The sequence below is a fragment of the Collinsella aerofaciens genome (assembly GCF_015560135.1).
In the GTDB taxonomy this organism is placed as follows: Bacteria; Actinomycetota; Coriobacteriia; order Coriobacteriales; family Coriobacteriaceae; genus Collinsella; species Collinsella aerofaciens_AN.
In genome coordinates, this window is record NZ_JADMRH010000010.1 from 67641 (window position 1) to 83476 (window position 15836).

The following is a 15836-nucleotide window of genomic DNA, read 5'->3' on the forward strand; positions in this document are numbered from 1 at the left end:
TCCTGTCGCCCGCTCACCGAGGCCCAAGCAATTGCCTTAATACCTTAGGGCCTCGGATCTGTCCAAGACTGAGCGAAGGAGCTCATCATGAGCGACGGAAAGAAAAAGCTTTCCTTCTTGACGGTCATTTCGACCATCATCTGCGTCGTCTTCGTTTGCGAGGCCGCCGCTCCTGCTGCCGCCATTGGCAACCAGCAGTTCTTCTGGTGGATCTTCCTGATCCTGACCTTCCTGCTCCCTTACGGCATGGTTGTCGCCGAGCTCGGCACCACCTATGACGGCGAGGGCGGCATTTACGACTGGGTGCGCGATGGCCTGGGCGACAAGTGGGGCGCGCGCATTTCGTACTACTACTGGGTTAACTACCCGCTGTGGATCGCCTCGCTGGCCACCATGTTCCCCGATATTCTGGGCATGGTCTTTGGCGTCGAGTTCAATCTGATCGCCAAGATGGGTATCGATCTTGCCTTTGTGTGGATCGTCTACCTCATGGGCCGCTCCAAGGCGGCTGACTCCGAGTGGGTCCTTAACGGTGGCGCCATCATCAAGGTCGCCGTTGCCGTTATCGTCGGCGCTCTGGGCATTTGGTATGCCATGGAGAACGGTTTTGCGAACGACATGTCCGCTACCACGTTCCTGCCCGAGCTCACCAACACCAACGCTCTCGGCTACCTGTCGATCATCATCTTTAACTTCATGGGCTTCGAGGTCATCTGCACCATGACCGATGACATGGCCGATCCCGCTCGCGATATCCCCAAGGCCATCATCGTCGGTGGCCTGTCCATCGCCGTGATCTACCTGTTCGCTGGCTTTGGCATTGGCGCTGCGGTGCCGGCCGATTCCATCGACCCCGACTACGGCATGATCGTCGCAGTCCAGACCATGGTGGGCGACTCCATGATCTTTAAGGTCATCTGCATCGCCTTCCTGATCACCCTGTTCGCCAACATGGCCGCCTGGTCCTTCGGCGTTAACTCCGTCGCTCGCTACGCTGCCGAGCACGGCAACATGCCCAAGGTCTTCGCCTCGATGATCTCGGATGACGATATGCCCAACGGCGCCAACCTGGTCAACGCCATCGTTGCCTCCCTGGTGCTGTGCCTGCAGCTGGTTCCCATCGACGCCATCTCCAACGGTGTCTTCTGGATGCTCTTCGGCACCTCCGTCGTCTTCCTGCTGCTGACCTACATCCCGATGTTCCCGGCGTTCCTCAACCTTCGCAAGAACGACCCCGACCGCGAGCGCATCTTCACGTTCCCGTTTAAGGGCGCCATGATGAAGGTCATGCTGGCCATCCCCTGCATCGAGCTGGTCCTGGCCATCGTCGCAACGCTGGTGCCGTTCTCCGCCGCCGAGATTGGCGACAAGCTCCCGATGATCGTTATCTTCATCGTGCTCGTGCTCATCGGTGAGGTCGTCCGCATCGTCAGCGCTAAGGGCCGCGAGACCGAGTACAAGGGCCTCACTCCCGAGCTCGCAGCCCAGCGTCTCGCTGAGGAGGCCGCCGAGGCCGAGGAGAACTAGAGCACCCGGATTCGGGGCTCCAACCCTCCTCGTGTACCAACGCGCGCTTCGTCGGGCTTGTCGCTCCCGACTCCGGGCACTCTAGCCTCTTCGGAGGCGTGCCCAAGCGACAGGTTTGCTAACCATTCCCCCGGGGTGGGTGTGAGCGATAGCTCCGGTAACCACCGCCCACCCCAATCTCTCTTCCGTATCCTTCGTGCGTTTGACTCCGCGCACTTGGTTACGTCGTCGCTTGCCGGTGCGATTCCGTGAAAACCGGCACCGGGCGCCCCGACCTTTGCCGGGGAACGGGCGCCTACCATCTCTTGGTTTTAGGCTGCGGGCAACCCGCCCGCAGCAAGCGATCGTTCGATTTGGAGGAAATCTTATGCGTACGATCACCGAGTCCGAGTCCACCCCCAAGGCCGACGGCTTCTTCATGCCCGCCGAGTTCGCCCCGCAGGATCGCGTGTGGATGGGCTGGCCCCACCGCACCGACACCTGGGCCCACGGCGCCAAGCCGGCCCAGAAGCAGTATGCCGCCATCGCCCGCGCCATCTCCGAGTTCACCCCGGTCTATATGTGCGCCAACCAGGTCGACTACGCCAACTGCAAGGCCGTCTTCGAGAACGACGAGAACGTCACCGTCATCGAGATGACCACCGACGACGCCTGGTTCCGCGACACCGCCGCCACCTACGTCATCAACGGCAAGGGTGAGAAGCGCGCCAACCACTGGCACTTCAACGCCTACGGCGGCCTCGTCGACGGCCTGTACTTCCCGTGGGACAAGGACGAGCAGATCGCCCTCAAGATGGCTGAGCTCTCCGGCTGCCGCCGCTATCGTCCCGATGACATGATCCTCGAGGGCGGCTCCATCACCGTCGACGGCGAGGGCACCCTTGTCGTGACCGACCAGTGCCTGCTTTCCCCGGGCCGCACCTGCTCTGCAGTGCTCGAGGAGGAAGAGGATCCCGAGTCCATCTGGCCCAAGTACCACAAGAAGTTTGAGCCCTGGAGCGAGGAACTCCGCGCCTACATGGATGAGCACCTCAAGGATTACCTGGGTGTCGAGAAGGTCATCTGGGTCAAGGAGGGCATCGACCCCGAGGAGACCAACGGCCACATCGACGACGTCGCCACGTTCATCGCCCCGGGCGTCATGGCCTGCATCTGGACCGACGATCCCGAGTATCCGTTCTACGAGCAGTGCCACGCTGCCTACGAGACCCTCTCCAACGCCGTTGACGCCAAGGGCCGCAAGCTGAAGGTCTACAAGCTCTGCATGCCCGTGAACCCGCTGTTCATGGACCAGGCTTCCTGCGACACCATCGACGCCGACGAGAACGCCGAGCCGCGCGTTCCCGACGAGCCGCTGATCGCTTCCTACATGAACTACCTGGTCACCAACCACGGCGTTATCGTCCCGCAGTACGGCGACGAGAACGACCAGCTGGCCGTCGACACGCTCCAGAAGATCTATGACGAGGTCTGGGGCGAGGGCGTCTACAAGTGCGTTGGCGTTCAGTCCGAGCAGGTCGTCTTCGGCGGCGGCAATATCCACTGCATTACCCAGCAGGAGCCGTCGGCGTAACTCAGGCACGCCACCTTGGCGTTCACTCGTCGCTTGCGTAGCGTCAGTACGCTACGTTCCTCGTTCGCGCCAATCTGGCGCACCCGAGCACGCCGAGTAAACGTCTGGCTTTCCGAGGCACCCCATCTCGCCGCTCAAGCCGTCGCTCGCGTACCAAAGTACGCTTCGCTCCTCTTTCGCGGCGACCTGGGGCACCTCGAAAACCCAGCCGGTCAAGCGAACAGGGCTACCTGATTGATCGGCTGGCTTTTCTTTGGGCACTCCGTTGCCTCCACATCGGAGTGCCCTTTTTCTTTGATTGAATACGCGTCTGATCTGGGATTTATTGCGGGTTAGGCCAATTGTTCGCTTGAATTTCCCAGGTCAGACGCGTATTCAATTGCTGATAGTTTCCGGTTGCGAGCGCGACCGTTTTGATCGGAGTATCTATGTACCAGCGTATCGTTATCTACACGCGCCTGTTCCGCGAGCGTTGGTCCAACAATTGCATCCTCTCTTCTCTATGGGATGGCACCTGCACCGGTGACGCGGCCTGCAACCCTACCTTGGGCTGCGCCTTCGGTACAGATGCCATCCTTTTTGCTGTAGGGGGAGCGTGCCATGGCAGGTAAAAAGTTCTCCCTGTTCGAGGTCATCCTCTCGGTTATCTGCGTCGTATTTACCATCGAGGCGGCTGCTCCGGCGTCTGCCATGGGTAACGTGCAGTTCTTCTGGTGGATCTTCCTCATCATTACGTTTTTGCTTCCCTATGGCCTGGTGGTGGCCGAGCTCGGTACGGCGTTCGATTCCGAGGGCGGCCTGTACGATTGGGTTCGCCTGGGCTTGGGCGACCGTTGGGGCGCCCGTTGCTCCTGGTGCTACTGGGTCAATTTTCCACTGTGGGTGGCAAGTATCGCCTGTATGTTCCCCAGTGTCATCAATGCGGTATGGGGCATCGAGTTTTCGCTCGGGGTTCGAATTGCCATCGAGCTTGCCTTTGTGTGGGGCGTCACGGTCATGGCGATGCACCCGGTGTCCGAGGCCGATTGGGTCATGGACGGCGGTGCCGTCATTAAGGTGCTCATTACCGCCGTGGTGGGAATCGTTGGCATCTGGTTTGCCTGCAATAACGGCTTTGCCAACGACATGTCGTTTAAGAGCTTTGTCCCCGATCTGGGAGACACTAACTCACTGACGTATCTTTCGATCATCCTGTTCAACTTTATGGGCTTCGAAGTGGTCGCGACCTTTGCCAGCACGATGAAAAACCCATCGCGCGATATCCCCAAGGCGGTTATCGCTGGTGGCGTTGCCATTGCGGCGATCTACATTATTTGCGGTATCGGCATTGGAGCCGCGGTTCCCACCGAGCAGCTTTCACTCGATTCGGGCATTGTGGACGCGGTCGCCGCCATGGTGGGGCGCGCTCACCCGCTGACGATGGTCGTGGGCGTGGCCTTTTTGGTGACGCTGTTCGCCAACATGATCTGCTGGAGCTTTGGCGTCAACAACGTGGCGAGCTATGCCGCGCGCCATGGCAACATGCCGCGCCCCTTTGCGCTGGTGTCCAAGAAGACCGGCATGCCCAATGGCTCGGCAATCATTAACGGTTGTTTTGCCAGCTTGGTGCTGCTACTTCAGATTCCGCTGGGCGAGGGTTCCGACGTTTTTTGGGTATTCTTTTCAATGAACGTCGTCTTTCTGCTCATGAGCTATATCCCGATGTTCCCAGCGTTTTGGCGCCTGCGCAAATACGACGATCGTCCGCGCGTGTTCCGCGCGCCCTTCGAGGGCAAGGTGCTTGCGGTGGCACTTGCGATTCCCGTGGTGGAGCTTGTGCTTTCGATTGTCGCTACGATTGTGCCGCTCAATAGCTCGCCCGCCGAAATGGCAAAGTTGCCCATTCTCATGGGTGTGGTGATCGCCGTGTTGCTGGGCGAGGTTTCGCGCCTCATATCGCGCCGCGGCCGCAGTGTCGATAATCCCGGCGTTGGCGTGTGTGGAAAACGCAAATCGTGAGGGGGTTCGGTTCGGCAGTGCGGGACTCAAAACCGGAGTTGCTTCCGAGTTAACAAATTGCTGCGAGGATTACTGCGGCAATCGTGAAGGTTATGCTAGCGGTTGTGCTGCTCGATATCAGAGGAGAGTTTAGGCGCAAAGTAGGGGACATGGCCCAGGTAGGGACAGCTGTCGTTGCGTTCATCAACGATGCAAGGAACGTCATCGTAGGTCATGGTCGAACCGATCTTGGCGATGGCCTTGGCGGCAGGCGCGACAATAATCTTGAGCGGTGCAATCGGTGCCATGGCCTCTCCTTTCGATCTTGGTATTCGTTCGATGTTTCTACCATAACCGTAATGCGGAATCAAGCTGGTTGTGCGCGGAATGAGGGTAGTATGAGCTTCGCATTCTTTATCTACACGATTCTTGTCATGGGCGTTGGATTGGTGACGGCATCAACTGCGCTCGTAATATGGCTCATGACTCGTCGACGCGATTGTTTGGTGGCGGCCGCGGGCTTCCTTCTCTATATCTTCGATATGTCGGTGATCTTCTTTGATGAGTACAACCGGCTCAAATATGACTATGTGGTGACGTTTAATGAGCCGCTTCAACATCCGTTACTGCGCTGCGCGCTGGGCGTGGCGATTCTTGCGTGCGTATGGCTTTGGGTAACGTTTCGCTTACACGATGAGGTGACCGTTAAGCGCGTTGCCGCATATGTCGTACCGATCGCCGTGCTTCAGCTTGCTCTGGTGCCTCGTACTGGCTTTGCGGGCCAGGTTCAGCAATATCTTTTTTGGCTTTCGCGCGATTTGGGAATGGCATTCTGCTTGGTATATGCTTACGCCTGCTATCGCAAGACGGAGAATAGGGCTGAGCGGCTCGATCTTGAGCGCTCTCGGATGTTCTTTTGCATAGCCTGCGTGCTTACCGTGATGGTGGTTATCGAAGATACCTATATGATCCTATTCTGCACGCCTGACGTTGACAACGTGATGGTGAGCGCCTTTTTATGGTATCTGGGCGAGCGGAATATCTCAGAGAATTTATTGTTTGTGGCTGCAGCCGTTCAGCTATTTAAACAGTTCAGCCATATCTTACGTGTGTTCTCGCGTCACCCTCGTGCCGATGAAGAGGTAGCGACAGAGCGCCGTGATGCACGGGAGGACCTTGTCTCGCGTGTTGTGATTTTCTCGGACGAGCATGGGCTTTCAAAGCGTGAACAGGAAGTGCTTACACTCGTATTGCGTGGACTCGATGTCCAAAATATTGCTAACGAACTTGTGATTAGTCCGGGTACCGTCAAGGCTCACCTGCATCGCATCTATGTAAAGAGCGAAGTCAAGGCGCGTGACGACTTGATTGAGACATTCTGGCGCTCGTAAGGCTGGAGTGGTTCGGCTGACGGCGTATCGCAGAACACTTGGCGTAATGAAGCGACAATAAACTTTGACAATAAAATACCTGCTCAGACGTGTAAACCTTCTTAAGCCGTCCGTTCGCTCGCTTCCATCTTGGCAGCTTGTGCAGGAGGTGCGTCAATGGGTGTTGACACGGGGCGTAGGGCGCTGGACAGACGCCCGACCGCTCGTAGGCACGTGTCATGTAGGGAGCGACAAATGCTCCCTCACCGATTGGGCGCGTCGTATCGTGGCGCTCATCCATTGTCCTGTAACGTCTGAGGAGGCTCATATGGACAAAGCGGATTTAGTCATCAAAAGTAATGCTGTGTTCACTGGTGACGGGCTGGCCCCGTTCAAGGGCGGCGTTGCCGTCGCAGGTGACAGGATTGTTGCGTGCGGCGAGGATAAGTACCTCGACGCTTTTATCGGGCCCGATACCGAGGTGCGCGACTATGGCGATAAGCTCGTCATGCCTGGCATCATCGACTCACACACTCACTATGCCCAGGGCGCCTTTGTGTCCGATCCCGATTTCGCCGTCAATCTCATCGATTGCACAAGCTTTGAGCAGTGTATGGAACGCGTGCAGGCGTTTGCCGAAGACCACCCGAACAACGAGTGGATCGTGGGCTATCAGGTTATCCAGTTCCAGTGGGACGTGCCCGAGATGCCTACGGCGGCAATGATCGATGAGTACATTTCGGACCGTCCGGTCTTTTTGCAGCAGGTTGACGTGCACACGTTTAGTGCTAACACCTGCGCAATCGAGAAAATCGGCATTACTGCTGAAACGCCAGACCCATCAGGCGGCAAGATTCTTAGGGATGAAGCTGGCAACCCCACTGGGGTCTTCTCGAACAACGCGGGATCCCTTTTCTTGGATGAGGTATACAATCCTGCCCCCGAGGTGGCTAGTGCTTCCTTTGCCAAGACCGCGCATCGTGCCAACGCTCTCGGTATTACGACAGTCGGCATGGTAAACCCCACTTTTGTGAGCATGGATAACCCCTATAAATTCCTCGCGGAGCTTAACCGCAAGGGCGAACTTCCGTTGCGCGTGTTCATGTACACAGACCTTTTTGAGAACGAGGCCATGACGCTCGAGGAGATTCGGGCGAAATACGACTTCCCGGGCACGCAAGTCGAGTGGCATGGCTTTAAGCAGTTCATTGACGGTGTGTGTTCCGATCATACTGCTTGGATGCTCGAGCCCTATGCTAATGCTCCCGAGACCTGTGGCGAGCCGGCTGAGGAGCCTGAGCGTGTGCGCAAAGCCATCCTTAAAGCGCTTGAGTGGGGTGTCGACACGCGCATCCATGCCATAGGCGATCGTTCCGTACGCTTTATCCTGGACTGCTTCGAGGAGGGCGAGAAGCGTTACGGTCTTATGGGCTGTCGTCACTCCATGGAGCACAACGAGACTGTTCAACCTGAGGATTTGCCGCGCTATGCGGAGCTCGGCGTCTGTCCGGCCATGCAGCCGTGGCATATGCTGCTTGATATGGCAGACTTGGCAAAGGACGACGCCGTTGGTCCCGAGCGCGCGGCGCTCTCGTGGCCAATTCATAGCCTGCTCGCGAGCGGTGCCTGCGTGCATCTGGGCTCCGACTTCCCGGTCGTGGGGCTTGAGCCTATGGAGGAAGTCTATGGAGCGGTCTACCGCATGCTCGAGGATGGATCTAATCCTGAGGGTTGGTTCCCCGAGGAGCGAATCACTATGGCCGAGGCCCTGCGCGCATACACCTACGGCAGCGCCTACGCTATGCATGCTGAGGACCGCATCGGCACACTCGCCTGCGGCAAGCAAGCCGACATTTGCGTACTCGACCGCAATCTCTTTACCTGCGAGCCGGCAGAGGTGCTCGAGGCTACCGCGGCCCTTACGATGATTGCCGGCAAGGTGGTCTTTGAGGCCTAGCGCCATCGTTTGGTTGGGCGGCTTGGCGCCAGTTGTCAGCCGCCTGACATCCATTCAGCACTACTCTCTCAAGGAAAGGGGAGAACAATGGCAGAAGAAGTAACCGCTGCCGTGGAGGAGGAGCGCGAGCTCGCCTCCCAACCGATTCCCGGTCTGGTGCGTAAGTACACCATCGTCACCGGCCAGGGCATGCTCGCCCAGATCATCATGGTGGTCCTCGAGGGCCTCGTGATGGGTTGGGGCCTGGGTGCCCACGGCCTGGCCTGCGTCTCGATCATCATGTCGGTCGAGTACATCAACCTGGCCTTTGGCAACCTGTTTGGCACCGGCGTGCCCGCCGTGGTGGGCAACCTTTTGGGTGCCGGCGACATTAAGGGCGCAAGCAAGGCTTTTAGCCAGGGCTTTTGGCTCACCACGATTGTGAGTGTGCTGCTTGCTGTGGTGATGGCCGTGTTTACCGAGCCCATCTGCGCATTCTTTGGCGCCACGCCCGACATCATGGCCGATACCGTTGCCGGCGTGCGCACCTTCGCCGTGCTGCTGCCGCTCACGGTCATTGGCCAGATGGTCACCGCTGTGATGCGTGTGGACGAGAAGGTTCAGGTCCAGGCCAACCTCATGACCGTTTCAGCCATCGTTGCCATCTGCTGGCTCGCGCTTTCTACGTTTGTGCTCAAGTTTGGCGTTATGGGCGCCGGCGTGTACTACGGGCTTTCCATCGGTATCTGGGCCATCGGTATCTTCTGGTTCATCGGGGGCAAAAAGTCCCAGCTCCAGATTAGCCTGGCCGACCTTAAGCTCGACCTCGCCGTCTGCGGCCAGATCCTCAAGATCGGCTTCCCGTTCTTCCTGGTCCAGGGCGCGACCTTTATCTTTAACACCGTTGCCAACTCGCTTTTGGGCTCGCTCGGCGGCGACATGGGCTCGCTCTACATCGCAGCCTTTGGCGTGATCAACGGCTACATCCTCTACATCACCATGATGGTTGCCCAGTGCTTCTCCTATGGCCTGCAGCCCATCGCTGCCTTCAACGCCGGCGCAAAGGCTTGGGCGCGCCTTAAGGAGACGCTCTCTTGCACGCTTAAGTACCAGGTTGTGACGCTGGCGCTGGTCACCGTCGCGCTCTGGCTTGCCGCCACTCCGGTGTGCGCCTTCTTTGCCGGCAGCGATCCTGCGCTCGTTGAGGTTGCCGCCAACGCCACGCGTACCGTCATCCTGGCTGTTGCCCTGGGCTATCTTGCCATGACCATGTCGATATATTTCCAGGCGGTCGAGAAGGTTGGTGTCGCCACGTTTACCGGCCTGCTTCGCTATGTGATCTGCTCAGTGCCGCTTATGTACCTCCTCGGCAACATGATGGGTGTTGAGGGCGTGTGGATCGCCCTGGTGGTGGCCGACGCCATTACCGGCATCATCTCCATTGCGCTCGCCGCGCACGAGTCCAAGCGCCTTGCCACGCTCTAGGCTCGGACATGGCTGGCGTACGATAGTCGAACAAGTTAACTCGCCTGCAAGCCACCACAATGGGGACAGCCCCCATTGTGGTGGCTTTTGTTATTTAGGGTCTGAGATTTCGGCTCTATAAATAATGCTTTTGAACTAGGCTACTATAAGATTGTGGTAAACGCTAATATAAGATTATGGCGAATGAAACTATCCGATTATGGTAACAGCGCAATAAGGGGTGTTGATATGGCTGAGTTCATTAACAGGGATTTGCATGAGTTGCTCATTCGCATGGCAGGCTGGTTTCCTGTTGTGTCGTTGACAGGGCCTAGGCAGAGCGGTAAGTCTACGCTGGTTCGGCATACCTTTCCCGACTATTCCTACGTCACGCTTGAGGACCCTCAAACGAGGCGCGCGGCCTTGGAGGATCCGGTGAGTTTTATCCGCAACCGAAAGGGCGGACTCATCATCGATGAGGCGCAATACGCCCCGGATTTGTTTTCAATGATCCAGGTTGTTTCGGATGAGCGGGGAGACGCCGGTCAATACATCCTTACAGGCTCGCAAAACTTTTTGATGATGAAAAGCATCGGGCAGTCTCTTGCCGGGCGAGTCGGGATCTTAAAATTGCTGCCATTATCGTTTCGAGAAGCGGAGAGGGGCCAGCAGGGGCAGCTGGAAGTGGATTTGTTCGCGCTCGAAGGGGGATACCCTCGCCTGCGTTCCGCCGGAATGCCGTCCTCGGTTTATTTTCCCAGCTATATCGATACCTATGTTGAGCGCGATGTTGTGGGCTTGCTTGATGTGCGCAATAAGGCGGAGTTTCATAAGTTTCTGTCCATAATTGCTCAGAGCGTCGGTGCCCTCATCAATATATCCTCGCTTTCTCGAGATACGGGCGTGAGCGTATCGACCATTAAAAGCTGGTTGTCCATTCTGGAGCAGAGCTACCTGACGTTTTCGCTGCAGCCCTATTATGCAAATGCCAAGAAGCGTCTAACTAAAACGCCCAAGCTCTATTTTTACGACACGGGGCTGCTCTGCTACTTGCTCAAAATTGGATCACTGGAGCAACTATTGGAGAGCCCTTATCTGGGGGCCGTTTTCGAAAACCTCATCGTTTCCGAAACGGCGAAGAGCCATCTCAACGTGGGCGAGAATCCCGAGCTGTATTTCTATAGGGACGACAGCAAGCGTGAAATCGATTTGCTCGACTGTACAAACTCAGGGAGTCCCAAGGCTATCGAAATAAAATCATCCAGAACGTATCACGATAAGTACGCCCGCCATCTACAGACTGTATGCGATGAGATCGACATTGCAAAAGATGCGCGCTATGTTGTGGCCCGCGTGGACTCAACGTATGAGTCGAAAGACTGTAGTGTGGTTTCGGCGCGTGATTGGCTTTTACGATAACAAGCTCGGCGTATTAACGGCTGCCGCGAAGGGAACCGGCCCCCTTTTTGCGGCGGTTTTTGCCTATCTGGTGCGTCTTAGATGCAAGTGAGTAGACTTATTTGGATATGCCGAGCACATCGCAACAAATACTCAATAAAACCGCAGGTCAGAGCTGTGGCGTTTTGGGGCGTGCTTGACCTCCTGCAAAAAGCCTACTCATTTGGTTTTTCTGCTAGAAGACCGCCGCGAGGGAAGGCAGCTCCCTCGCGGCGGCTGACATTTGCCCAGATAAAACCTGCCAAAATAAACCTGTCTACTCTTTGAGCCAGAGCCGACACTAATTCAAATGGCGAAATCAAAGGGCGTTCTCTGCATGGAGGGCGCCCTTTTTTATCGCGGGATGTTTTGCGTGGCAGTCATGAGGCCCAGGCGGTTGCTGACGCCGAGCTTGCGATAGATGGCGTTGACATGCTTCTTGACGGTTGACTCGCTTATGAATAGCTCGTTTGCCATCTGTTTGTTCGTTTTGCCGTCGAGCATGAGCCGCATGACTTCGGCTTCGCGCGGTTGGATATTGTGTTCTGTAATGAAAGCATTTAGCTGGTTTGTGTCTTCTGTCTGGGTGAGTTTAATGCCCCGAGGATAGAGGTTGGCGAGCGCGAGGCTCGCGTGCCGAGCGACTTCGAGCAGGATTGCGAGCTCGGTGTCGGTGAAGTCTCCGGCCGTGCGTTCACGAAACAGGGTGATGCTTCCTAGCGGGCTGTCGTTGTGCGCGAGCGTGGCCGTACAGCCAAAGTAGACGCCCTGCGGTTCCATCCATTTGCGATAGATGGGCGTGGCATCGCGTCGCTCGACGTCGACGAGGTCGAGGTCGCGGTAGACGCCGACCTTATGTAAGTCAAAGCTCCATGTTGTATAGTCCATCGCGGCGTAGCGGTTGTAGTAGTCGCTCAGTGCGCGGTCGTCCATTCCGCTGCTTGCGGGGTGGACGTAGCGTGGGGCATCACTGCCCGCTGCCTCGATCAGGTCGAACATGGCGATCCGATGGGGCACGAGCCCTGTCGTTCCCTCGAGGGTCTCCTTTTGCAGCTTATCGACACCGTGTGATGCGTGGATTGCAAGCGCGAGCTCGTTGAGAGCAGTCCAGGTCGTACTGTCCAACTCAATAGTCTGCTGATTATTGCATGGGGGCATAGGGCATCCTTTCCATTGTGGAACCCAGTATGTCATGTTCTCGGCCTGAATAGAACTTTAGGTCAGCGAATGGTATACCGTCGGTCGCTGAAAGGGGCTCGAGGGACCATTGAGAACATCTCGGTGCGGCCGCATCATGGTCTCGTCAAGCAAAAGCACCGAGATTTAGGAGCTTGAAATGAAGACCATTTACGAGAGCGAGTCTACGCCAAAGAAGGACGGATTCTACATGCCCGGCGAGTACGAAGAGCAGGAGCGCACCTGGATTTTGTGGCCGCATCGCTCGGATGTGTGGCGCTGTGGTGCCAAGCCGGCGCAAAAGGTCTTTACCGAGATTATTAAGACCGTTGCACGTTTTCAGCCCATCACTGTGGGCGTCAACACTGAAGACTTCCCCGCGGTGTGTGAGATCTTCGACGGCGTTGAGAACGTGCGCGTTATCCACATGGAGTACAACGACAGCTGGATTCGCGACCCCGGCCCGGCGTTTCTTGTCAACGACAAGGGGGACGTGGCACTCTCGCACTTCCACTTTAATGCTTACGGCGGTTTCATTGACGGCCTGTATTTCCCGTGGGACAAGGACGCTTCCATTGGCCTGCAGGTGGCACAGCTCGAGCAGGTTAACCGCTATCGTCCCGAGGATTATATCCTCGAGGGTGGCTCGTTTAACTGCGACGGCCAGGGCACCGTGGTGACCACCGAGATGTGCCTGCTCAATGAGGACCGCAACCCCCAGTACACCAAGGAGCAGATCGAGGAGAAGCTTGCCGAGTACCTGGGCATCGAGAAGGTCATTTGGATCAAGGATGGCATCGACCCGTTTGAGACCAACGGGCACGTGGACGACGTCGCATGCTTTAGTGCGCCCGGCGAGGTCTGCTGCATGTGGACCGATGATCCCAACCATAAGTTCTACAAGGAGTGCCAAGAGGCGTATAAGACGCTTTCCGAGACGACGGATGCCCGTGGCCGCAAGCTCAAGATCCACAAGGTGATTATGCCTGCGACCTCGGTATATATGACCGAGGAGGAGGCCAGCACGATTGACCCCGTCGAGGGCGTGCTGCCGCGTACCCCCGAGGATGCTTTCGAGCCGAGCTACCTCAACTTCCTGCCCATCAACGGCGCAGTGCTTGTACCGCAGTTCGGCGATCCCAATGACGCCCAGGCGCTCAAGGATATCCAGGCTGCTTATCCGGACCGTGAAGTCATCGGTATCATGACTCGCGAGGTTATCTACGGCGGCGGCAACATCCACTGCATCACCCAGCAGCAGCCCAAGGCGCGCTGTAAATAGCAGTTCCATGGTGAACAGTGCTTGATTGTCCGCACGCGAAAGTCCGCCGACTTCAATGGTCGGCGGACTTTTTGTGTGGTGGTTTCAGCTGAACGGCGGGCCGTGCGGCTTGGGTGTGCGGGCACACAATCTGGGGAAACCAAACAGATTGGGGCCTTATATGATCGACTCGAAGGGAAACGTGCGACCCGAGGGCATGTTTAACAGGGCGTACCTGGCCCCCGAAGCCCAGCGCGCATACGATACGCTGCTCGAGTGCGTGCTCAACGGGCAGAAGGGTTGCGAGGCTTCGGCGCATGCGGGCATGGATACCATCAAGGCGCTCGTATAGCTTTACGCTTTCGGATGTGACACATAGGACTGCGTGCGCCGCTCCCGGCTATATTGCCCCCGAGGTGCTTCAACTCATGGAGATAGCCGGCATCAGCGATTTCGAGAGCTTGGCAGCGTCCACGAATGCCCCCGTGTTTACGCCACAGACGGATGACTTTGGACTCGCGGTCCATATCTTTAAGATGCTTAACCGCGGAATACACCCATACGCTTCTGGTGAGCTGGACTTGGACATATTTGACCTGGACGACGATGACATTCCGCCTGCACCATTGATAAACAGCTGCGTGTGTAATGGGCACAGCCCGTTTGTGGGGACGTTGGTCGGATACGTTGTCCCAAAGTACGCTCTTGAGCTCGATGATTTTAGCGGCACTATGGGCGAGGCACTCCGTCGATCGCTGTATGGCAGGGCGGAGGAGCGTCTTGACGCACGCACATGGGCGCGCCTGCTCGACCGCTATCTATCCGAGACAGTTGTGTGCAAGCGTGGCCATCTCCACCACTCGTTACAGCACGAATGCCCTTGCTGCCGAGGAGAGCGCGCCTTGTTGACTCGTCTTGGTTGATGGTTTGGGCCGTCTTGTAGAAAGCCCGTGAGGCGACATGCAAGTTAATCCTGCGTGTCGCCTCCGTACATATAGACGATAAATCCGTCGCCGGTGTCCTGGCTGTGATCCTCCAAGATGCGCTTCATGTTGAGGTGCTCGTAGAACTGCCAGTCGGAGTTGCAGTCGCTCATCAGGAAGAATTTGGTGCACCCGGCTTTGGCGAGTTCGGCGCGCGCAAGGTCGATGAGCGCACGGCCGAGCCCCTTGCCCTGCCATTCGGGCACGATGATGATCAGGTTGAGCTGGCCTTGGGCATATTCGTTGCCCGTGGCGGCAAAGCGGTCGGCTGTTGCCTTCTCGCGGCTATCGCCAAAGAGCGAGCCTTCGAGCTTGGCATCGGCGGTCTTTGCCATCTCGGTTGCCTGGACGAACATCTCGTTGTAGCAGGGCTCCCACGTGGGATTGGTGCGTGGTTTGCCGTCTTCGAAGATACCGATGCAGCAAGCGGCGATGATGCGGCCTTCAGCTTCGGCAACGAGCGCGATGGGGGAGCGCTGCAGCTGCATGGCGATGTTAAAGCGCGCACAGAAATCGGCGGCTTCGACGTCGCCTCGGTTGCGCAGCGTGTTGCACCACAGCTGGTTGTAGATGGCGGCGATGCCGGCCAGGTCATCGAGCGTGGCGGCACGCAGAGTTACGTTGTCAAGGCTCATGGGGGCTCCTTCCAAGTTGGGTCAGGCCACCCCTGAGTGTGACATGGACGCAGGACGGCCGCATCGACCATTCGGCAGGCGAGCCTCGAATCCTCGGGGACGGAGGGTTCTAAGAAGGAATGAGGGCGGATTTTCGGACACTTGCTCGATGAGAGTGGATAATCTCCCACTTTTAGCGCTGGTATAGGCCAAAAACGGGAGATTATCCACTCTCATTCTGGGTAGTCGTTGGGGACGTTCTTAAACGACCAGTCATTAAAGAACGTCCCCAATGACTACCCCAAGGAACATCCCAAACTGCCGGCAGAAACGATATGAGCAGGACATAAAAACATTGAGAGCCCCTGCTGCATGAAAGACCGCGGATTAGGCCGACAATGGTGAGTGTCTAATTCAGCCGCGGCGGCCACGCCGCATTCATTACGGGCTTTAGCCTGTGCGGGGCGCGCAGCGCGCCGCATCAGAAACCACCCGCTATGCGGGTGGGGCCAAACGGC

At 57.3% G+C, this 15836-nt stretch carries 13 protein-coding genes; 10 read left to right on the plus strand and 3 right to left on the minus strand.

Going from position 1 to position 15836, the window contains the following annotated elements:
• Nucleotides 1-87 precede the first annotated feature (87 nt).
• From I2H19_RS05885 to I2H19_RS05900, 4 genes are all read left to right on the plus strand, one after another.
• Nucleotides 88-1527: an APC family permease gene (locus tag I2H19_RS05885; RefSeq protein ID WP_195621919.1), complete on the plus strand. Its 1440-nt coding sequence runs from the start codon at nucleotides 88-90 to the stop codon at nucleotides 1525-1527.
• A 367-nt stretch (nucleotides 1528-1894) separates the two neighbouring features.
• On the plus strand, nucleotides 1895-3100 hold the full coding sequence (locus I2H19_RS05890) for an agmatine deiminase family protein (RefSeq protein ID WP_195621921.1): 1206 nt from the start codon (nucleotides 1895-1897) through the stop codon (nucleotides 3098-3100).
• A gap of 428 nt (nucleotides 3101-3528) precedes the next feature.
• On the plus strand, nucleotides 3529-3711 hold the full coding sequence (locus tag I2H19_RS05895) for a hypothetical protein (protein ID WP_147357368.1): 183 nt from the start codon (nucleotides 3529-3531) through the stop codon (nucleotides 3709-3711).
• A complete protein-coding gene (locus I2H19_RS05900) occupies nucleotides 3701-5098 on the plus strand; it encodes an APC family permease (RefSeq protein WP_195621924.1) in 1398 nt (465 codons plus the stop codon). Before I2H19_RS05895 ends, I2H19_RS05900 begins: the two co-directional genes overlap by 11 nt.
• A gap of 95 nt (nucleotides 5099-5193) precedes the next feature.
• On the opposite strand, the gene I2H19_RS05905 is transcribed toward I2H19_RS05900, so the two are convergent.
• A complete protein-coding gene (locus I2H19_RS05905) occupies nucleotides 5194-5385 on the minus strand; it encodes a hypothetical protein (protein WP_195621926.1) in 192 nt (63 codons plus the stop codon).
• A 90-nt stretch (nucleotides 5386-5475) separates the two neighbouring features.
• Between I2H19_RS05905 and I2H19_RS05910 the strand changes: the two genes are divergently transcribed.
• The 4 genes from I2H19_RS05910 to I2H19_RS05925 all read left to right on the plus strand — a co-directional run bounded on the left by I2H19_RS05910 (nucleotide 5476) and on the right by I2H19_RS05925 (nucleotide 11266).
• Nucleotides 5476-6468 carry a LuxR C-terminal-related transcriptional regulator gene (locus tag I2H19_RS05910; RefSeq protein WP_195621928.1) on the plus strand — a complete coding sequence of 331 codons (993 nt, stop codon included), beginning with the start codon at nucleotides 5476-5478 and terminating at the stop codon, nucleotides 6466-6468.
• 307 nt (nucleotides 6469-6775) lie between these two features.
• The gene (locus tag I2H19_RS05915; protein WP_195621929.1) at nucleotides 6776-8404 is read left to right on the plus strand and encodes an amidohydrolase; all 1629 of its coding nucleotides are present in this window, start codon (nucleotides 6776-6778) and stop codon (nucleotides 8402-8404) included.
• Nucleotides 8405-8491: 87 nt separating this feature from the next.
• Nucleotides 8492-9868 (plus strand): MATE family efflux transporter, encoded by a 1377-nt coding sequence (locus tag I2H19_RS05920; RefSeq protein ID WP_138340134.1) that lies wholly within the window; start codon nucleotides 8492-8494, stop codon nucleotides 9866-9868.
• A 228-nt stretch (nucleotides 9869-10096) separates the two neighbouring features.
• The gene (locus I2H19_RS05925; RefSeq protein WP_212746002.1) at nucleotides 10097-11266 is read left to right on the plus strand and encodes an ATP-binding protein; all 1170 of its coding nucleotides are present in this window, start codon (nucleotides 10097-10099) and stop codon (nucleotides 11264-11266) included.
• Between the two features lie 372 nt (nucleotides 11267-11638).
• On the opposite strand, the gene I2H19_RS10065 is transcribed toward I2H19_RS05925, so the two are convergent.
• Nucleotides 11639-12442, minus strand: coding sequence for a LuxR C-terminal-related transcriptional regulator (locus I2H19_RS10065; RefSeq protein ID WP_271736885.1), 804 nt, complete (start codon nucleotides 12440-12442; stop codon nucleotides 11639-11641).
• A gap of 178 nt (nucleotides 12443-12620) precedes the next feature.
• Between I2H19_RS10065 and aguA the strand changes: the two genes are divergently transcribed.
• Nucleotides 12621-13742 (plus strand): agmatine deiminase, encoded by a 1122-nt coding sequence (gene aguA / locus I2H19_RS05935; protein WP_161155974.1) that lies wholly within the window; start codon nucleotides 12621-12623, stop codon nucleotides 13740-13742.
• Between the two features lie 160 nt (nucleotides 13743-13902).
• Nucleotides 13903-14073: a hypothetical protein gene (locus tag I2H19_RS05940; RefSeq protein ID WP_158554607.1), complete on the plus strand. Its 171-nt coding sequence runs from the start codon at nucleotides 13903-13905 to the stop codon at nucleotides 14071-14073.
• Nucleotides 14074-14688: 615 nt separating this feature from the next.
• On the opposite strand, the gene I2H19_RS05945 is transcribed toward I2H19_RS05940, so the two are convergent.
• Nucleotides 14689-15339 (minus strand): GNAT family N-acetyltransferase, encoded by a 651-nt coding sequence (locus tag I2H19_RS05945; RefSeq protein ID WP_117806742.1) that lies wholly within the window; start codon nucleotides 15337-15339, stop codon nucleotides 14689-14691.
• Nucleotides 15340-15836: the final 497 nt, after the last annotated feature.